Below are 18,736 nucleotides of genomic sequence, written 5' to 3' on the forward strand. Positions count from 1 at the left end.
CAATGAGTAGGTGCTTTTTCATCGTGGGCCTCCTCAGACGATGGCTTCAATCTTGACCGCGCACTTCTTGAAGTCGGTCTGTTTGGAGATAGGGTCAGTGGCGTCCAGCGTCAGCTTGTTAACCAAACGCTTGGCGTCGAAGAACGGCACGAAGATCAAGCCCTGCGGCACCTTGTTACGGCCACGGGTTTCAACACGGCCACGCATTTCGCCACGACGGGTGGTGAGCATGACTTCGCTGCCACGACGCACATTGAGCTTCTTCGCGTCATCGGGGTGCATGTACACCAAGGCTTGCGGCACGGCTTTGTGCAGCTCGTCCACGCGGTCGGTCATCGAGCCGGTGTGCCAGTGCTCGATCACGCGGCCAGTACACAGCCAGAACGGGAAGTCGGCATCGGGTGCTTCTGGCGGCGCCTCGTAGGGAAGGGCGAAGATCAGTGCCTTGCCATCGGGCTTGCCGTAGAACTCAAAGCCTTTGCCGGGCTTCACGTACGGGTCATGCCCTTCGGCGTAGCGCCATTTGGTTTCTTTGCCATCCACTACCGGCCAACGCAGGCCACGAGAGTTGTGGTAGGTGTCGAAGTCCGCTAAGTCGTGGGCATGGCCGCGACCGAACTCGGCGTACTCTTCGAACAGGCCTTTTTGCAGGTAGAAGCCAAAGGCATCGGCTTCGTCGTTGGCGTAGCCTTCGGCGATGTCTTCTTTGCCAAAGGCATTCACCTTGCCGTTGGCGAACAGTACGTCGAACAGGGTCTTGCCTTTGAAGTCAGGGTTCTTGTCCAAAAGCTCAGCCGGCCACACTTCGTCGGTGGTAAAGCGCTTGGAGAATTCCACCAGCTGCCAAAGATCGCTCTTGGCATCGCCCGGGGCTTTAACCAACTGATGCCAGAACTGGGTGCGGCGTTCGGCGTTGCCGTAGGCACCTTCTTTTTCTACCCACATGGCGCTGGGCAGAATCAGGTCGGCGGCTTGGGCGGAGACAGTCGGGTAGACGTCCGACACCACTACAAAGGCCTCTGGGTTGCGCCAGCCGGGCAGAATTTCTTCCATCACGTTGGGGCCGGCCTGCATGTTGTTGGTGACTTGCGTCCAGTAGAACTTGATCTCGCCGTCTTTCAGCTTGCGGCTTTGCAGCACGGCGTGGAAGCCGAGTTGATCCTGAATGGCACCGGCCGGCAGCTTCCAGATTTTTTCTGCTTTGGCGCGGTGCTCGGGGTTGGCGATCAGCATGTCGGCCGGCAGGCGATGGGCAAAGGTGCCCACTTCGCGAGCGGTGCCGCAGGCAGACGGCTGGCCAGTCAGCGAGAAGGGGCTGTTGCCCGGCTGGCTGATTTTGCCGGTCAGCAGGTGAATGTTGTAAATCAGGTTGTTCACCCACACACCACGGGTGTGTTGGTTGGCGCCCATGGTCCACAGCGACATGACGCGAATATTCGGGTCGGCATACAGCTTGGCCAGCTTCTCTAGGCGCTCAGCCGGTACACCGGACTCTTTCGCCGCGCGGGCCAAGGTGTAGGGCTTCACAAACTCGGCGAACTGCTCCAGCGAGTAGGGTTCCCAAGTGTTGGCTTTTTCGGCGTTTTTCGCCCGTGCTTCCAGCGGATTGGTGGGGCGCAGGCCGTAACCGATGTCTTCCGCGCCTTTGACAAAGTTGGTGTGCTTGGCGACAAAGTCTTTGTCGATGGCGTCGTTTTCAATCAGGTAATTGGCGATGTAGTTGAGGATCACCAAGTCGGTGTGCGGGGTGAACACCATCGGGATGTCGGCCAGCTCAAAGCTGCGGTGCTCGTAGGTAGAGAGCACAGCCACTTGAGTGTCCGGCGCCGACAGACGACGGTCGGTGATGCGCGTCCACAGTACCGGGTGCATCTCGGCCATGTTCGAGCCCCACAGCACAAAGGCGTTGGCGTGCTCGAAGTCGTCATAGCAGCCCATGGGCTCGTCCATGCCGAAGGTGCGCATAAAGCCCATCACCGCGGATGCCATGCAGTGGCGCGCGTTGGGGTCGATGTTGTTGGAGCGCAAGCCAGCTTTATACAGCTTGCTCGCTGCGTAGCCTTCCCACACGGTCCACTGGCCGGAACCGAACATGCCCACGCTGTTGGGACCGTGGTTTTTCAGGGCGGCTTTGACCTTCTCGGCCATGATGTCGAAGGCTTGGTCCCAGCTGACTTCGGCAAATTCGCCGTTCTTATCGAACTTACCGTCTTTCATGCGCAGCAGCGGCTTAGTCAGGCGGTCTTTGCCGTACATGATCTTCGACAGGAAGTAGCCCTTCACGCAGTTAAGGCCGCGGTTCACTTCGGCCTTAATGTCACCGTGGGTCGCAACCACTTGGTTGTCTTTGGTGGCGACCATCACGCTGCAACCGGTGCCACAGAAACGACACGGCGCCTTGTTCCACTCCATTTGCGTTTGATCACTGCTGGTGATCAGGTTGCTGGCCTCAACCAGTGGGATTCCGGCAACGGCAGCCGCAACGGCGCCGGCCTGAGCTTTGGCAAAATCTCGGCGTGTCAGTTTCATGGTGTGCAACCTTCTGTTTCTTCGACAGGGGCTATTTCGTGATAGATCAGCGCCGCGCTGAGCACGCTGGGCTGGGCGTTGAGGGCGTCTAGGTAGTCAGCAATGCGTTTCTCGTGGTCGCTTTCGCAGACCAACACCAATTTGCCTTGCGGGCTTTGGCTGTGAACTTCGACGTGGGGCAGGGTCAAGGCAAAGGCCTTAACCGCTTCCAGCGCGCTAGGCTGGCTGTGGACCAGTAGGCTGGCGATATGCACGGTATGGGGCATGGAGCTTCTCCGGCTCTCTATTATTGATAGTGGTTTGCTGGGCGGTTAGGCACCGGGTGGGCCGGTGAGGATCTGCATAATCCAGATCAGAAAGCCGTAGCCGCCAACCAGTGCGACCGACAGCAAAGGAAAGAAGCAAACAATCAAAAACAGAAACAGCCGGGTTTCTTTTTGTTTGTTGGCAGCGGTATCACCTGCAGGCATGGTGGTTCTCCGTTGTTGATTCCAATCAAGCCTAGGCCATCAATGTAGACCTTAGAAAAAAAGGGGTTATGACCTGGATCAACAGTTAAGAGCGCACCGCACGGGCCGATACAGCTGCTAACGTTGTTAGCACGCAGCAGGTTTAAGGAAAGCCCAACATGGCGGACAACCAGCAGGGGGCCGCAGACGCTAAGTCGATGCGCCACTTGCTTAACGAGTTGCAAAGCAGTCACCAACAGTTGCAGCGTCAGCTGCGGTTAAGTGCGCTGATCACCCGTTTGCAGGCGCGTTTTATTAACGAACAAGATGCCGATCAGCTGTTTGGTAGTCTGCTGAATGATCTGTTGGATATCACCGCCAGCGAATACGGCTTTATCGGCGAGATAAAGCACGATGCCCAAGGCGCACCGTATTTGCGCACCTATGCCCTGAGCGACATCGCTTGGGATGAAGCCACGCGGCGTTTTTATGATGAAAACGCCCCGCAAGGCTTAGAGTTCACCAACCTCAACACCCTGTTTGGGCACACCGTGGCGACTGGTGAGGCGGTGATCACTAATGACCCAGCCAAGCACCCGAAAAGCGGCGGCTTGCCGCCGGGGCATCCGGCGCTGAAGGCTTATCTGGGCATTCCGCTGCGCTGTGGTGATACGCTGGTAGGCATGGTGGGCTTGGCCAATCGGGCCGAGGGCTATGATCAGACACTGCTGGATTTTCTCGCTCCGCTGATCAGTACCATTGCGCACATTGTTGAAGCGTTTCGCGCTTCCCGTGAGCGTGATCGGTATCAGGCTCGCTTAGAGCAGTCCGAAGCGTTTAACCGCAGCGTGTTAGACACCGTGGTCGACGGCATTATCACCATCGACCCGCAAGGCGTGATCGCCAGTTTTAACCCCGCCGCCACGCGCATCTTTGGCTACAGCGCTGATGAGGTGCTGGGACGCAACATCACTATGTTGATGCCCGAGCCCTACCGCAGCGCCCATGACGGCTACTTGCTGCGTTACCTGCAAACCGCGCAGCGACACATTATCGGCATCGGTCGTGAGGTTGTTGGCCTGCGTAAAGACGGCAGCGAGTTCCCCCTAGAGCTGGCGGTGAGCGAGGTCAAACTCGGCGGGCAGCACTTTTTTATTGGTGCGCTGCGCGACATCAGCCAGAAGAAAGCCCAACAAGCCGCTATTGAAGCGCGCGATGAATACTGGCAACGCTTGACCGAGCGTATTCCCGGTGCTGTGTATCAATTTCGCTTAAGCGCCACTGGCGAACAGCGGGTGGTCTATGCCAGTAAAGGCTTTAACCGCTTGATGGGCATGCCGAGTGCGGATACCAACAAGCACAGCTTAGAAGCGCTCATGCAGCGTATTCATCCGGATGACCATGCAGCGCTGCTCAGCTCTATCCAAGCGTCGATGGCCGAGCACAAAGACTGGCATTTGGAGTTTCGCGTTGTGCACCCCAATGGCGAGGTACGCTGGCTGCGCGGTGACTCCTCCATCGACAGTGAAGGCGAGGGTAACTTCAGCTGGTACGGCTTTTTGATGGATATCACTGCCAGCCGCGAACAACAGGCCGCCTTGGCACAGAGTGATCAGCGTTGGCAATTCGCCTTGACCGGCTCCGGCGATGGTATTTGGGACTGGGATTTGCGCAGCGGCACTGTGTATTACTCGCCGCAGTGGAAATCCATGCTCGGTTATGCCGAAGAGGACATCGGCGACGGCTTAGAAGACTTCGAGCAGTTGATCCACCCGGATGATCACGACAGCTTATTCGCCGATGTGCAGCGGCATTTGTCCGCTGAAACACCCGTGTTCGAGCATGAAGTGCGCCTGCGCGGCAAAGACGGCCGCTACCGTTGGATACTCGATCGCGGCATGGTGGTCGAGCGTGATGCCGCCGGCCAAGCGCTGCGGGTGATTGGCACGCACACCGACATTACCCCGCTTAAAGCCAACGAACAGACGCTGCGCCACGTTAACGCGCAGTTGCAGAACCTGATCAATTCGGCGCCGCTGGTGTCGATTATCGCCACTGACCCGCAAGGGCTGATCACTACTTTCAGCTACGGAGCCGAGCATTTGCTGGGCTATGCCGCCGAAGAAATGGTCGGTGTGCAAACGCCCGGCCTCTTTCACTTGCCCAGTGAAGTCGCCAAGCGTGGCCGTGAGCTGTCACTTAAGCTGGGGCGGCCCATCGAAGGCTTTGAGGTATTTGTCGCACTGCCGGCGCTGAACCAGCCCGAACAGCGCCGTTGGACTTACGTGTGCCGCGATGGTCGGCAGGTGCCGGTTAACCTCAACGTTAGCGCCATGCGCGATGAACAAGGCACCTTGACCGGCTTTCTCGGCATTGCCACCGACATCAGCGAGCAAGTGCAGGCCGAAGTGCAGGCCAAACACAGTATGGCGCGCCTGCAAAGCGCCTTGGCCGAGGCCAATCGCTTAGCGCTGATCGTTAGTCGTACCAGCAATGCGGTGGTGCTGACCGACGCGCAAGGCCTGACCGAGTGGGTTAACCCTAGCTTTGAACACGTCAGTGGTTACAGTTTGGCGGAACTCAAAGGGCAGAAGCCTGGCAAGGTCTTGCAGGGCCCGCAAACCGATGCCAACACGGTGGCACGCATCAGCAAAGCGTTGAAAGCTGGGCAGGGCGTGCGCGAGGAGATCCTCAACTACCACAAGCAAGGGATGCCGTACTGGTTGGACATGGAAATTCAACCTGTGCGTGATGAGGCTGGCCGTGTCACAGGGTTTATGGCCATTGAAACCGACATTACTGCCAGCAAACAGGCTGCCGAGGCGCTGCAAAAAGCCAATGCGCGTACCGAGAGCCTGCTGGAGGCCATGCCAGACTTAATCTTCGAGCTAGACGCGCACGGCATCTGTCTGGATTACCGCGCTCCCGACCCCAGTTGGCTCACGGTGGCGCCGCAAGACTTCTTGCATAAGCACTTTTCGCGTTCGTTGCCGGTTGACGTTGGCGAACAGTTGGCAAAAGCCATCGACGCGGCGCGCACCGACGGGCAAAGCCGTATTGCTGCCGAGTACTCTCACGCCGATCGCAAAGGGCTGGAGCATGACTGGGAAGTGCTGGTTTCGCCGCAGCACACCGGCGGCGTGGTGGTGATTATTCGCGACATCAGTGAACGCAAACGTATGGAGCGGATGAAAAATGAGTTTGTCTCGACCGTCTCGCACGAGCTGCGTACCCCGCTGACGTCTATTCGCGGCGCTTTGGGTTTGATCAACGGCGGTGCATTGGGCGAGTTGCCAGCCAAAGCGGGCGATATGCTGCGCATGGCGCTGGCTAACAGTGAGCGCTTGAGCTTGCTGATTAACGACTTGCTGGATATGGACAAAATTGCCTCCGGCAAGATGGATTTCCATCTAAAACCGATTCAATTGCATCAATTGCTGGCCCAGTCGGTCGCGGCCAACCAAGGCTACGCCGACAGCTGTCAGGTGCGCTTTGTTATCACACAGGTTGACGAGGGGCTGTGGGTCAATGGCGATGAAGATCGCTTGATGCAAGTGCTGGCCAATTTACTGTCTAACGCCGCTAAGTTTTCTCCGCCTAATAGCTGTGTAGAACTGTCGGTGAGCTGTAATGGCGAGCGTTTGCGGGTGAATGTGCAAGATTATGGTCAAGGTATCGCCGAGGCTTTTCAGGGGCGGATATTCCAAAAGTTCTCCCAGGCCGATTCATCCGATACGCGGAAAAAAGGCGGCACCGGGCTGGGTTTGGCCATCAGCAAGGCGATTATTGAACGGCATGCCGGCGAGATTGGTTTTACCAGTCAGCCGGGGCAGGGCAGTTGTTTCTATTTCGAGCTGCCGCGTATGGATGCCCTAAGCCCAATGGCGGGCGAGCCCGATGCCGACATTATCTTTTGCACCGTTGACCCCAATGCTGCGCAGGCCTTGCGTGAGCAGTTAAGTAGCTACGATTACCAGGTGCAGTGGCTTAGCCCCGAAGCATTGTGTCGTTCAAAGCGTTTGCCTGCTAATAGCGTGCTGTTGATCGGCGCCAAAGCCCGCGAGCAACTCACACAAGTCGATCGCGAATATGTTGAAGCGCGCTTTGCCGACGTGCCGGTTCTGCTGGTCGGTGATGTGGTCGAAAGCCAAGTGGAGCAATGGCCCAGCACGCCGGTGGTGCTGAATTGGTTACAGCGGCCCTTCACCGATCAGCGTGTGCAGCGCTTGTTAGGCTGGATCACCCAACAGGTGGACGGCCGCGTGCAGTTGCTGCACGTCGAAGATGATGCCGATGTCGCCTCTTTGATAAGCCAGCTGTGTGAGCCTTTTGCTGATGTGCAGGTGGCTGCCTCTTTGGCCGAGGCTCGTCAGTGTTTGAGTCAGCAGCGATTTGATGTGCTGGTATTGGATCTGGGTTTGCCTGATGGCCGGGGTGGCGACTTGCTGGCTGATATCCAAGCGCTGCCGACACCGCCGGAGATTTTATTGTTCTCCGCCCAGCAGCCGCAGGCGGGGGAGCAGGCGCAAGCCACTGAAGTGCTTATCAAAGCAGCCACCAGCAATAACCGCTTGTTGCAAGTGTTGCATCGACTGGTCAAGAGCCACCGGCGCCGCTACGCTCAAAACAGTGACGCCATGAAACCATCAGGCAAGGAGCAGGTATGAGCGAATTGCAGCGCGTGCTGTACGTTGAAGATGAGCCCGATATTCAAGCCGTGGCCAAGCTGGCGCTTGAGGTGGTGGGCGGATTAACCGTGCAGGTGTGCTCCAACGGCGATGAAGCGCTGTCCAGTGCGCCGGGCTTTGCCGCCGACTTGCTGCTGTTGGATGTCATGATGCCCGGCATGGACGGCCCCACCACCCTTGGCAAGCTGCGCCAGCTAGCGGCCTATGCCGACACCCCGGCCGTTTTTATGACCGCCAAAGTGCAGCCCAGTGAAGTGGCGCACTTGAAGTCGCTCGGCGCGCTAGAAGTGATCGCCAAACCCTTCGACCCCATGAGTTTAGCCACCACCCTAAAGCAGCTGTACGCGAGCACCCAAGCATGAGTGATGAAGACGCCAAGCGGGCGTTTATGCAACAGCAGTTGGCTCAGCTACGCGGCGATTTTCTGCGCCGCCTGCCAGAGCGCATGCGTGAGATTGAGCTGAACTGGAATGCCCTCACCGAGCAATGGGACAGCGAAAAAGTAGAGGTGATGCACCGCGATATTCATACCCTGATAGGCACCAGCGGCACCTTCGAGCTGATGGAGCTATCGCGTGGCGCGCGCGCCTTTGAGCGGTTAATCAAACTGCAAATGGAGTTCGATGAGGCACCTTCGCCAGAGCTGCTAGCCACCATGCGCAAGTCGCTGGGGCAAGTGCTAAAACTGGCCCGGCAAACCCTGCAAGATCACGAGCAAGCCTTGAGCGAGCAACAGCCCGAGTTACCTCCGCGCGCCGTACAGCCCGAGCCTGAGCGAGTGCGGGTGCCCTTGGTATTTTTGGTTGAAGATGAGCGCGCCCAAGCAGAGTTGTTGGCCAGTCAATTGGGTCAGTTTGGCTATGAGATTGTGGTCTTTAACGACCTGCCCAGCATGCTGGCTGAGTTGCCTAACCGCCGGCCGCACGTGGTGGTGATGGATATCGTGCTGCCTAACTGCAAAGAAGCGCAGGTGTTTTCCTTAGCGCGGCAGTTTATTGAGCAAAAAGTGCCGGTAGTAGCGATTTCTGGCAAGGCTGATTTTGCTACTCGCTTGGCGGCAGCCAGGGTGGGCATGGCAGGCTACCAGACCAAGCCAATCGATTTGATAAGCCTGGTTAATCGACTCGACAGGTTGACCAACCGTGTGCCCGAGGCACCGTACCGGGTATTGATTGTCGATGACCAGCGCGCTGTAGCCACCTACCACGCCGCCGTGCTGGAGCAAGCAGGCATGCGGGTACGTACCGAAATGAACCCGCTGCAAGTCATGGCGGTATTGGATGAGTTCAGCCCGGATGTGATCGTTAGCGACGTGTACATGCCCAGCTGTAGCGGTATCGAGCTGGCGGCGGTGTTACGTCAACAAGAGGTCTTCGACCACATCCCGATTGTGTTTTTATCCGGCGAGCAGGATGTCGATAAGCAAATCTCGGCCCTAGGCTTTGGCGCCGATGACTTCATCGTTAAGCCTATCGTGCCGGAGCGTTTTGTTTCCGCGATTAGCGCTCGCGCGCAACGGGCCCGCACTCTCAGTGCGGTGATGACGCACGATGGTTTAACTGGGCTGCTGAATCACAAAAACATCAAAGCGGGGGTGGATAAAGAGTTCTCGCGTGGCTTGCGTGGCAGCAGCCCAGTGGTGATCGCTTTGATCGATATCGACCACTTTAAGTCGGTGAACGATACCCACGGGCACCCCACTGGTGATCGCGTCTTACGCGGTTTGGCGCACTTGATGCGCCAGCGCTTACGCAGCACCGATTACATAGGTCGTTACGGCGGTGAGGAGTTTTTAGTCGTGCTGCCGGACACCACCCTAGAAGCCGCCGAGAAAGTGCTTAATCAGCTGCGTGAGGCCTTTGCCTGTTTGCTGTATCAAGGCGAGCAGGGCGAGTTTTCCGCCACCTTTAGCGCCGGTGTGGCGCAAACCTGCAATTACCCGGATTCAGGCAGCACCATTAAAGCCGCCGACGAGGCCTTGTATGCCGCTAAAGAAGGCGGCCGTAACCAAGTGCGCGTAGCCAAATCTTAAGCATGGCGGGTTTGGCTATTTGCTGGGGCGCGCACTGCTGACCCCTGCCAAGGTGGCAAACGAGGTGTCTTTGGCAGTGAGCAAAAAATCGCGCATAAACGGCGCATCCAGCATGTCTTCACGCAGCGCCGCATACAAAGTGGCGTAAAGCCCTTGCGGCCCCAAGCGCCGCGCGCTGATGTAACCGCGCTCGCTGTATTCGGCCAGTGCCCAGTTAGGCAAGCAGCACACCCCGCGGCCAGAGGCCACTAGCTGCATCATCATTACCGTCAGTTCGGCGGTGCGCACCTCTAACGGGTCAACGCCGGCGGGGTCGAGAAAGTGCTTAAACACATCTAAGCGTTCGCGCTCGACCGGGTAGCTGATCAGCACTTCGTTACTTAAATCCTCCGGCTGCACATAGCTTTTGTTGGCCAGCGCATGTTGATTGGCCACGGCCAGCAGCGCCTCGTAGGTGAACAAGGGCACATAGGTGATGCCGGCCAGTTCTTGCGGGTCGCTGGTGACCACCAAATCGAGGTCGCCACGTGCCAGTGCCGGCAGCGGCGCAAAAGCAAAGCCGGAGGCCAAATCCAGCTCCACCTCAGGCCAAGCATCACGGAACTGGTCGATGGTCGGCATCAGCCACTGAAAACAGCTATGGCACTCAATGGCCATGTGTAGGCGCCCGGCAGTGCCACCGGCCAGTCGGCTTAAATCGCGCTCAGCACCGCGCAGCAGTGGCAACACTTCATCGGCTAAGCGCAGCAAACGTAAGCCCACGCTGGTAAAGCGCACGGGCTTGGTTTTGCGCACAAACAGGCTCTGGCCAAGCTTTTCTTCCAGGTCTTTGAGTTGATGCGAAAGCGCCGATTGGGTCAGGTGCAAGCGCTCGGCGGCTTCAACCAAGCTGTCGGTTTCGCGCAGGGCGTGCAGGGTTTTCAGATGGCGAATTTCCAGCATAACGAGCCCTTATGAGAATTTTTTAAGATCAAGCTGAAGATAATGAGTTTGTCTCATGTTGCTTGGCCTGTCGAGAATAGCCGCCATTGCTGATCAAGGAGAGCAACATGGCACTGGCACATTCTTTAGGGTTTCCGCGCATTGGCCGCGACCGCGAATTAAAAAAAGCACTGGAAGGGTACTGGCAAGGCCAGCTGAACGAAGCGCAATTACGTGAGGTCGGCCAGCAGCTGCGCGCCGAACACTGGCGCGTGCAGGCTGAACAAGGCTTAGATCTGTTGCCGGTGGGCGACTTTCATTGGTACGACCAAGTGCTCACTCACTCGCTGATGTTCAATGTGATTCCCGAGCGCTTTGCCGGGCAGCCAGCGGGCCTAGACACCCTGTTCAGCATGGCGCGCGGGGTGAGCCAGCGCTGCTGTGGTGGCACCCAAGCGCAAGAAATGACCAAGTGGTTCGACACCAACTACCACTACTTAGTCCCGGAGTTTGCCGTAGACCAACAGTTCAGCCTCAACTGGACGCAACTGTTTGACGAAGTGGCAGAAGCGCAGGCCCTAGGCCATCAGGTCAAGCCGGTGCTGATCGGCCCGCTGACCTACCTCTGGCTGGGCAAAAGCAAAGGCGCCGCGTTCGATCGTTTAGAGCTGCTTGAGCGCTTGTTGCCGGTGTACGGTGAGATTCTGCATAAGCTGGCTGAGCAAGGCGTGCAATGGGTGCAGCTGGATGAGCCGATTCTGGCCCTCGACCTGCCGGCCAGTTGGAAAGCCGCCTTTGAGCGCGCGTATCACCTGCTGCAAAGCTCGCCCTGCCAGAAGCTGGTGGCCACTTACTTTGGCGCGTTGGACGATAACCTAGGCTTGGCCACCAGCCTGCCCGTCAACGGCTTGCATGTGGATTTGGTGCGCGCGCCCGAGCAGCTGCCGGCGCTGCTAGATCGTCTGCCCAGCTACAAGGTGCTGTCGTTAGGCGTAGTCAATGGGCGCAATATCTGGCGTTGTGACTTAGACCGTGCCCTCGAGCACTTGGCGCAGGCGCACGAGCGCTTTGCCGATAACCTGTGGGTGGCGCCGTCGTGTTCTTTGCTGCACAGCCCGGTGGATTTAACCCGTGAAGACCGCTTAGACGATGAGTTACTCAGCTGGTTGGCGTTTGCGGTACAGAAGTGTGCCGAGGTGGCCTTGCTGGCCAAGGCGGTCAATCAACCCGCCGATGTGCAAGTACAGGCGCAACTGCGCACCAGTCGCAGTGCTTTAGCGCGTCGCGCCGGTTCGCCGCGTATTCATAAGCCTGCCGTGGCTGCCCGCTTGGCGGCGATTACTGCCAGCGATAGTCAGCGTGCCAGCCCCTATGCCACGCGGGCTCAAGCGCAGCGTGCGGCGTTGGCGTTACCGCTGCTGCCGACCACCACCATTGGCTCGTTCCCGCAGACGGCGGACATCCGTCAGGCGCGGCAGCAATTCAAGGCCGGTGTGCTGGATGCGCAGGGCTATCAACAGGCGATGCAGGCGGAAATTGCCCATGCCGTGCGGGTGCAAGAAGAGCTTGGCTTAGACGTGCTGGTGCATGGCGAGGCCGAGCGTAACGACATGGTGGAATACTTCGCCGAGCTGATCGACGGCTATGCCTTTACTCGCTTTGGTTGGGTGCAAAGCTATGGTTCGCGCTGCGTCAAACCGCCGCTGATTGTGGGTGACTTGCATCGCCCAGCGCCGATGACCGTCGAGTGGATTAGCTATGCGCAAAGCCTCACCAGCAAGCCGATGAAAGGCATGCTGACCGGCCCGGTGACCATGTTGGTATGGTCATTCCCGCGTGAAGATGTCAGCCGTGAAGTGCAGGCGCAGCAACTGGCGTTGGCCTTGCGTGATGAAGTGGTCGATCTGGAACAGGCCGGCATTGGCATTGTGCAAATCGACGAAGCTGCGTTCCGCGAAGGTTTGCCGCTGCGTCAGGCGCAGTGGGGCCGTTATCTGCACTGGGCGACCGAGGCGTTTCGTCTGACCGCCAGCGGCGTTAAGGACAGCACGCAGATTCACACCCACATGTGCTACAGCGAATTTAACGACGTGATTGAGTCGATTGCGGCGATGGACGCCGACGTCATCACCATTGAAACCTCGCGTTCGCAAATGGAACTGCTCGAAGCCTTCCGTGGCTTTGCCTATCCCAACGAGATTGGCCCAGGGGTGTATGACATTCACTCGCCACGCGTACCCACGGTGGCCGAGATGCAAGCCTTGCTGGAACGCGCCGCCGAGCTGATCCCGCTGCAACGCTTGTGGGTCAACCCCGATTGCGGGCTAAAAACCCGCGCTTGGCCAGAAACCTTAGAGGCGCTACGCAATATGCAAGCAGCGACTGAGGCGCTACGCCTTAAGTGGGCCACGGCGGCATAACAGCGTCGGCATGACGGCAGGGCGCAAGAGTGCGAACTGGCTAGCAAAGCGGATAACTTGCTGGGAACGCTTGCGCCCTGCCGACGTCCTATACGTAACCTGCATGAGCAGGGTATGCACAGGAGTCAGTCATGAATAAGTCGATGCTAATGGGTGTGGCGCTGGGTGCTTTGGGCGTAGCGGCCAGCACAGCGATTGGTAGCTATGTGATCAATCGCGCGCCAGAGGCGCCAGCAGCGGCTGCAGTACCTGCCATAACACCGGAGGCAAAGCCCATCTTTGCCCAAGTGTTGGCCGTTGAGCCGGTGAAGGAAACCAGCAAATCGCCGCGCCAAGTGTGTGAGCAAGTGAGCGTCACCCGCCAAGCGCCGGTTAAAGATCAACACCAAATCGCCGGTACGGCCGTCGGTGCGGTGGTCGGCGGCTTGTTGGGTAATCAGGTCGGTGGCGGTAACGGCAAAAAAATTGCCACCGTGGCCGGCGCAGTAGCCGGTGGCTATGCCGGTAACAAAGTGCAAGAAAACATGCAGCAGAGCGACACGGTGACCACCACCGAACAGCGCTGCCACACGGTGACCGACACCAGCGAGAAAGTGGTGGGCTACAACGTCAAATACCGTTACGACGGTGAGGTAAAAACCACCTACATGACGCAAAAGCCAGCCTCCGACCAGCTGCCGGTCGAAAACGGCAAGCTGTTGCCGCAAGGCTAAACAGCTAGGCAGCGCTGCAAGGCAGGAAAAACCGGCTTCCAAAGAAGCCGGTTTTTTTACGCCATTTGCTATGGTTGGCGTAGACCAACAAGAACAACGACAGGAACGTCCATGCTGCACCCTCTGATCTGGATACCCTCACGCTGGCATACCCGTGCCTTTATCGTCTTGTGTGCGCTGGCCCTGGGCATGTTGGTGATTATGCGCTGGGTGCATCAGCCGCTCATTAGCGACGCAGTGCCCGGCGGCATTATCGACTTTGAGCTGGCGGCAAGCCTTGATGCCAGCTTGGCCATTCAGGTGGCGTGGGGTGAGAAGGGGCGCATGTACGCCGCGCTGGGCTTGGGGCTCGATTACCTCTATTTGCTGCTGTACGCCTTGGCCTTGTCACTGGCCTGTTCGCGCTTTGCCTATTGGGGCGAAGGGCAAGGGCGCTTAAGCGTGGCCATGAGCTGGGTGCCGATTGCTGCGGCTTTGTTGGATGCGCTGGAAAATTACGCCCTGGCGCGTCTGTTGTTTGGCGAGGTGCGTGAAGGCTGGGTGATCGTCGCCCGCGATTGCGCGCTGCTGAAGTTTGCCCTGTTAGCGCTGGTTGCGCTGTACCTGCTGTATGCCGCCGCGCAGATGGTCAAAGTGCGTTGGCGGGTTTTCGCTGGATAAAAAAAACCCGGGTTCTGGGGGATGAATCCGGGTCAAGACCATTAGGAGTGAAACAACGGTACACGATCCACGGTACCTAAAACTGGCCGGGCACTTGGGGGGGTATGCCGCGCACCAGTGACTTTAAGTATTGGCCAGATAGCTGGTTTTTCCAGCGTTTTTAAGATGGATTGGTAATAGATCGCAGCTGTTTGAGTCGCAACGGCTCTAGCCTTTGGCCACTATGCTTTTCACTTGTTTAAGCGCCTGATCGAGCGTGGTTTGCGCGGTGTAAAAGTGTGGTGAGAAACGCACGCCACCGCCGCGATGGGCGCAAATAACCCCCGCCTGCATCAGCTCGCGATGCACGGCGGCGTTTTCCTCGCCGGTGCTGAAGGTCACAACCCCCGCGCGGCGTTCCGGTGCAGTGGCACTGATGACGCGGCACTGCGCGATGCTCTGCAGCGCGCTGAGTAGATAGCTGACACGCTCATCGATGAGCCGAGCCACTTCCGCTATGCCGACCTCTTCGAGCAGCGACAGGCTGGCCTCTAAGGCATAAGCGCCGAGCATATTCGGGCTGCCGCATTCAAAGCGCTTGGCGCTACGCGCGGGCTGCCATTCGCTGCGGGTGTAATCGCCGGCGTGTTCCAGCATGTGCCAGCCGTATTCGTGCAGCGTTAAGCTGGCGCGCAGCTCGCTGCGGCAATAAAACACCCCCAAGCCTTCGGGGCCTAAAAGCCATTTATGGCCGTCGGCCATGGCGAAGTCGATGGCGCAGGCTTGCACATCCATCGGCTGCGCGCCGAGTTGTTGAATCGCATCCACGCAAAACAGCACGCCCTTGGCGCGGCAGGCATGCCCTAAGGTGGCCAAGTCGAGCTTTAAGCCGCTGGCATATTGCACGGCACTCACCGACAGCAGCCGGCAGCGCGGGCCTAAGGCGGCAATCAGGTCTTGTTCGGGCTGCTCGCCTTGCAGGCTGACTTGCTTAACGCGCACGCCAAAGCGACTTAAGGCTTCCCACACGATGCGGTTAGAGGGGAACTCCTCATCGCTAATCACCACCTCATCGCCATCACGCCAATCCAAGCCAAAGGCCACAAAAGAGAGGGCTTCGGAGGTGTTTTTCACCAGCGCAATATCGCCCGTGCTGGGCGCGTTGAGCAGGCGCTTTAAACGTTCGCGCAGCGACTGCTCAACCTTCAGCCAAGCGGGGTAGTGGGTGGCGCCGAGGCTGACATTCTCTGCGGCAAATTGCGCCACCGCTTGCTGGCTGCGTAGCGGCCAAGGGGCGACTGCGGCGTGGTTGAGGTAACAGATATGGTCGGCCTGAGGAAATTCGTTCGCAAAGTGACCCATGGTCGGGGGCTCCGTGCAATTTGCGCAAAGACTGGCATAATAGCGCGCTTTGTCTGCTCACTAGCCGTAACTCTTCATGCAGAAAGAATCCCGCAAGCTGCGCGAATTTCGTCGCCGCGAACAAGAAATCCTCGATACCGCCCTGCGCCTGTTCTTAGAACAAGGCGAAGACAGCGTGACCGTTGAAATGATTGCCGATGCTGTAGGTATCGGTAAAGGCACCATCTATAAGCATTTCCGCTCCAAGGCGGAGATTTATCTGCGCCTGCTGCTCGACTACGAGCGCGAACTGGCTGAACTGTTCAGCTCGGAAGACATCGCCCGCGATCAAGAGTCTCTGTCGCGCGAGTACTTTGCCTTCCGCATCCGCGACCCGCAGCGTTCGCGCTTGTTTGACCGCTTTGAAGAAAAAGTGGTGAAAAGCAACCAAGTGCCAGAAATGCTCGCCGAACTGCGCAAAGTGCGCAGTGCCAACTTTGAAAAAGTCCACGAGCTGATCAAGAGCCGCATCTCGGACGGCAAGCTCGAAGACGTGCCGCCGTACTTCCACTACATGGCCGCCTGGGCCTTAGTGCAAGGCGCGGTATCGCTTTACCACTCGCCGCTGTGGCGCGAAGGGATTGCCGATGAAGAAGCCTTCTTCCAGTTTTTGATGGACATCGGCGTGCGCATGGGTAACCGCAATAAGCGTCGCCGCGAAAACGCCGACACCGCCAACAAAAGTGCCGAGTAAGGACTAAGCGTGCAAGGCATTCCGATTCGTTACGTCGAGCCCGTGTTTCGCCCACCGAGTGAGGCGTATTCGCTGATTCTGCCGGTCACCAATGGCTGCTCGTGGAATAAATGCACCTTCTGCGAGATGTACACCGCGCCGCAGAAGAAATTCCGCGCCCGTGACGAAGCCGAGGTGCTGGAAGAAATTCGTCGCTGCGGTGAGCAGCTGATCGTTGATCGCATCTTCTTGGCCGATGGCGACGCCTTAGTGCTGCCAACCCGACGCTTGCTGACGATTCTCGACGCCATTCGCACCCACATGCCGCAAGTGCAGCGGGTATCCAGCTACTGCCTGCCGCGCAATTTGCGCAAAAAGTCAGTCAGTGAGCTCAAAGAGTTGGCCGATGCCGGCTTGAAAATGGCCTATGTGGGCGCGGAGTCCGGTGACGACGAGGTGCTGGCGCGGGTTAACAAAGGCGAAACCTACGCCAGCACCTTAGATGCGCTGCAAAAGCTCGGCGAGGCAGGCATTACTCGCTCGGTGATGATTCTCAATGGCCTCGGCGGGCAAGCGCTGAGCGCGCAGCATGCCCGCAACTCGGCCTTGTTGATGAACGAGGCGCAGCCGGAATACTTGTCCACCTTGGTGGTGAGCTTTCCGCTGGGGGATGAGCGCCTGCGCGAGCAATTTCCCGACTTCGCGCCGCTGAATCAAGCGCAGCTGTTTAACGAAGTCGAGCAGATGCTCGCCCCCCTAGAGCTGAACGACACGGTATTCCGTAGCGATCACGCGTCTAACTATCTGGTGCTCAAGGGCAATCTCGGCGCCGATAAAGCGCGCTTGCTGGCGCAGGTGCGCCAAGCCATCGAGCATCCTGAACAGGCGCATTTGCGTCAGGAGTGGCAGCGCGGCCTGTAATGGCGCGGAATCTGCTTAAACCCTCAGACTGACAAACTACTGACGCGGTTACGCTCATGGCTTTACGTCTGCTGCTTCTGTGCTGCCTGTTGCTGACAGGCTGTATGAAACCGACCGACTTGTACGATCACAACGTGTATTACTTGCGCGATGTCGGCATTCTCGAACACTTCAAAACCCAGCGCCGCGCCAATTGGGTGCTGCAACCCAGCTCGTTTATCTACATCGCACAGGGGCATTTCGTGCCCGTTGGCCACCCTTATGCGCGGCCCAATGTGGTGGCGGAAGAGGCGTTTAAGGGCTTTGTTGAGTACTTTCCGCAAGTGCGCCGCGCGCGGAGCCCCTTAGGGCTGGATGAGGCCCTGCAAGAGGCCAAAGGCTTCGGCGCGCATTATTTGCTCTATGGCCGCTTTGCCAGTGCCGAAGAAAACATCGGCAACTGGGAAGAGTGGGAAGAGCGCGAAGAATTTACCCGTATTGGCCGCGATCATGCCATCCTGCACCTGATGTTGATTGAAACCAGCACCGGCTACTTGGTGGATACAGCGCGGATCAAGAGTCGCGGCGGTTTTCTGACTTTTTACGATAAAGATGCCGAAGACCTGCTGCGCCGCCCGCTGACCGACTATGCACGCCGCTTGCTGGGGTTTGCGGAGGATTAAATGAGCGATTCGGGTAAAGCTAACGACCTGTTGGCGCAAATTCCAAAAGGCGAGAAAAAAGGCCTGCCGCCTGTACACCTGTGGAATCCCCCCTTTTGTGGCGATATCGACATGCGTATCGCCCGTGACGGCACTTGGTTTTATTTGGGTACGCCGATTGGCCGTAAACCTATGGTCAGGCTGTTTTCCACCGTTTTGCGTCACGATGATGACGGCTGCTTTTATCTGGTTACCCCGGTTGAAAAGGTGCGTATCACCGTCGATGACGCGCCGTTTGTGGCTGTCGAGCTCACCGCGAGCGGCGAGGGCGAAGCGCAAGTTTTAACCTTTCGTACCAATGTCGACGATGAAACCGTCGCCGGCCCAGAGCACCCGCTGCGCGTCGAGCTAGATCCAGCCACGCAAGAGCCGGCGCCCTATGTGCATGTGCGCGCCAACCTAGACGCTTTAATTGCCCGCAGCGTGTTTTATCAGCTGGTAGAACTGGCCGTGCCGCAAGAGATCGACGGTCAGCCATGGCTTGGGGTTTGGAGCAGTGGCGTGTTTTACCCCATAGGCCCGGTGGGCGATTGAGGCACTGCACGAGCGCCAGCGCCGCTTAAACTGTGGGTAAGATCACAAAACGTACTGGCTTTGGGCTATTCGTCGCCGCTGGGCGGTTGGCTGCTAAGTCGGTCACATTGTCGAT

Annotated in this window: 15 protein-coding genes; 10 read left to right on the forward strand and 5 right to left on the reverse strand. The window is 58.1% G+C overall.

Annotated elements, in window-relative coordinates:
• Positions 1–33: 33 nt before the first annotated feature.
• From napA to napE, 3 genes are read right to left on the reverse strand one after another with little or no spacing between them, the layout of a single operon-like run.
• Positions 34–2,529, reverse strand: a complete 2,496-nt coding sequence (gene napA / locus BMX80_RS08950; RefSeq protein ID WP_074867405.1) for a nitrate reductase catalytic subunit NapA — start codon at positions 2,527–2,529, stop codon at positions 34–36.
• Entirely contained in the window at positions 2,526–2,795 is a 270-nt protein-coding gene (locus BMX80_RS08955; protein ID WP_071871401.1) for a chaperone NapD, read from the reverse strand. Before BMX80_RS08955 ends, napA begins: the two co-directional genes overlap by 4 nt.
• A gap of 45 nt (positions 2,796–2,840) precedes the next feature.
• Positions 2,841–2,999: a periplasmic nitrate reductase, NapE protein gene (napE, locus tag BMX80_RS08960; RefSeq protein ID WP_074867407.1), complete on the reverse strand. Its 159-nt coding sequence runs from the start codon at positions 2,997–2,999 to the stop codon at positions 2,841–2,843.
• Between the two features lie 158 nt (positions 3,000–3,157).
• On the opposite strand from napE, the gene BMX80_RS17880 reads away from it, so the two are divergent.
• The 3 genes from BMX80_RS17880 to BMX80_RS08975 are packed head-to-tail and all read left to right on the forward strand — an operon-like array spanning position 3,158 to position 9,698.
• Complete coding sequence (locus BMX80_RS17880) at positions 3,158–7,645, forward strand: PAS domain S-box protein (RefSeq protein ID WP_074867409.1); 4,488 nt, start codon at positions 3,158–3,160, stop codon at positions 7,643–7,645.
• Positions 7,642–8,028, forward strand: a complete 387-nt coding sequence (locus BMX80_RS08970; RefSeq protein WP_074867410.1) for a response regulator — start codon at positions 7,642–7,644, stop codon at positions 8,026–8,028. The genes BMX80_RS17880 and BMX80_RS08970 overlap by 4 nt, the downstream gene beginning before the upstream one ends.
• On the forward strand, positions 8,025–9,698 hold the full coding sequence (locus BMX80_RS08975; protein WP_074867412.1) for a GGDEF domain-containing response regulator: 1,674 nt from the start codon (positions 8,025–8,027) through the stop codon (positions 9,696–9,698). The genes BMX80_RS08970 and BMX80_RS08975 overlap by 4 nt, the downstream gene beginning before the upstream one ends.
• A gap of 15 nt (positions 9,699–9,713) precedes the next feature.
• On the opposite strand, the gene metR is transcribed toward BMX80_RS08975, so the two are convergent.
• On the reverse strand, positions 9,714–10,640 hold the full coding sequence (gene metR / locus BMX80_RS08980) for a transcriptional regulator MetR (RefSeq protein WP_074867414.1): 927 nt from the start codon (positions 10,638–10,640) through the stop codon (positions 9,714–9,716).
• Between the two features lie 107 nt (positions 10,641–10,747).
• Between metR and metE the strand changes: the two genes are divergently transcribed.
• The 3 genes from metE to BMX80_RS08995 all read left to right on the forward strand — a co-directional run bounded on the left by metE (position 10,748) and on the right by BMX80_RS08995 (position 14,412).
• The gene (metE, locus tag BMX80_RS08985) at positions 10,748–13,039 is read left to right on the forward strand and encodes a 5-methyltetrahydropteroyltriglutamate--homocysteine S-methyltransferase (RefSeq protein WP_074867416.1); all 2,292 of its coding nucleotides are present in this window, start codon (positions 10,748–10,750) and stop codon (positions 13,037–13,039) included.
• A 131-nt stretch (positions 13,040–13,170) separates the two neighbouring features.
• Positions 13,171–13,752 (forward strand): glycine zipper 2TM domain-containing protein, encoded by a 582-nt coding sequence (locus tag BMX80_RS08990; RefSeq protein WP_074867417.1) that lies wholly within the window; start codon positions 13,171–13,173, stop codon positions 13,750–13,752.
• A gap of 111 nt (positions 13,753–13,863) precedes the next feature.
• Positions 13,864–14,412 (forward strand): hypothetical protein, encoded by a 549-nt coding sequence (locus tag BMX80_RS08995; RefSeq protein ID WP_074867419.1) that lies wholly within the window; start codon positions 13,864–13,866, stop codon positions 14,410–14,412.
• A gap of 207 nt (positions 14,413–14,619) precedes the next feature.
• On the opposite strand, the gene BMX80_RS09000 is transcribed toward BMX80_RS08995, so the two are convergent.
• On the reverse strand, positions 14,620–15,753 hold the full coding sequence (locus tag BMX80_RS09000) for an aminotransferase class V-fold PLP-dependent enzyme (protein ID WP_074867423.1): 1,134 nt from the start codon (positions 15,751–15,753) through the stop codon (positions 14,620–14,622).
• A gap of 76 nt (positions 15,754–15,829) precedes the next feature.
• Between BMX80_RS09000 and BMX80_RS09005 the strand changes: the two genes are divergently transcribed.
• Genes BMX80_RS09005 through BMX80_RS09020 form a run of 4 tightly spaced genes read left to right on the forward strand, consistent with a single transcriptional unit; the run spans position 15,830 to position 18,621 of the window.
• Positions 15,830–16,486 (forward strand): TetR/AcrR family transcriptional regulator, encoded by a 657-nt coding sequence (locus BMX80_RS09005; protein ID WP_074867425.1) that lies wholly within the window; start codon positions 15,830–15,832, stop codon positions 16,484–16,486.
• A gap of 9 nt (positions 16,487–16,495) precedes the next feature.
• Positions 16,496–17,386 (forward strand): radical SAM protein, encoded by an 891-nt coding sequence (locus BMX80_RS09010; protein ID WP_074867426.1) that lies wholly within the window; start codon positions 16,496–16,498, stop codon positions 17,384–17,386.
• 56 nt (positions 17,387–17,442) lie between these two features.
• Entirely contained in the window at positions 17,443–18,048 is a 606-nt protein-coding gene (locus tag BMX80_RS09015) for a DUF4823 domain-containing protein (RefSeq protein ID WP_074867428.1), read from the forward strand.
• A complete protein-coding gene (locus BMX80_RS09020; RefSeq protein WP_071873447.1) occupies positions 18,049–18,621 on the forward strand; it encodes a DUF1285 domain-containing protein in 573 nt (190 codons plus the stop codon). It begins immediately after the preceding gene.
• The last annotated feature ends 115 nt before the right edge of the window (positions 18,622–18,736 follow it).

This window comes from Atopomonas hussainii, from assembly GCF_900109735.1.
GTDB classification, from domain to species: domain Bacteria; phylum Pseudomonadota; class Gammaproteobacteria; order Pseudomonadales; family Pseudomonadaceae; genus Atopomonas; species Atopomonas hussainii.

Bases quoted from the DNA above. Each gene is read 5' to 3' on its own strand.
- napA (WP_074867405.1), bottom strand. From the start codon at position 2,529: ATGAAACTGACACGCCGAGATTTTGCCAAAGCTCAGGCCGGCGCCGTT.
- BMX80_RS08955 (WP_071871401.1), bottom strand. From the start codon at position 2,795: ATGCCCCATACCGTGCATATCGCCAGCCTACTGGTCCACAGCCAGCCT.
- napE (WP_074867407.1), bottom strand. From the start codon at position 2,999: ATGCCTGCAGGTGATACCGCTGCCAACAAACAAAAAGAAACCCGGCTG.
- BMX80_RS17880 (WP_074867409.1), top strand. From the start codon at position 3,158: ATGGCGGACAACCAGCAGGGGGCCGCAGACGCTAAGTCGATGCGCCAC.
- BMX80_RS08970 (WP_074867410.1), top strand. From the start codon at position 7,642: ATGAGCGAATTGCAGCGCGTGCTGTACGTTGAAGATGAGCCCGATATT.
- BMX80_RS08975 (WP_074867412.1), top strand. From the start codon at position 8,025: ATGAGTGATGAAGACGCCAAGCGGGCGTTTATGCAACAGCAGTTGGCT.
- metR (WP_074867414.1), bottom strand. From the start codon at position 10,640: ATGCTGGAAATTCGCCATCTGAAAACCCTGCACGCCCTGCGCGAAACC.
- metE (WP_074867416.1), top strand. From the start codon at position 10,748: ATGGCACTGGCACATTCTTTAGGGTTTCCGCGCATTGGCCGCGACCGC.
- BMX80_RS08990 (WP_074867417.1), top strand. From the start codon at position 13,171: ATGAATAAGTCGATGCTAATGGGTGTGGCGCTGGGTGCTTTGGGCGTA.
- BMX80_RS08995 (WP_074867419.1), top strand. From the start codon at position 13,864: ATGCTGCACCCTCTGATCTGGATACCCTCACGCTGGCATACCCGTGCC.
- BMX80_RS09000 (WP_074867423.1), bottom strand. From the start codon at position 15,753: ATGGGTCACTTTGCGAACGAATTTCCTCAGGCCGACCATATCTGTTAC.
- BMX80_RS09005 (WP_074867425.1), top strand. From the start codon at position 15,830: ATGCAGAAAGAATCCCGCAAGCTGCGCGAATTTCGTCGCCGCGAACAA.
- BMX80_RS09015 (WP_074867428.1), top strand. From the start codon at position 17,443: ATGGCTTTACGTCTGCTGCTTCTGTGCTGCCTGTTGCTGACAGGCTGT.
- BMX80_RS09020 (WP_071873447.1), top strand. From the start codon at position 18,049: ATGAGCGATTCGGGTAAAGCTAACGACCTGTTGGCGCAAATTCCAAAA.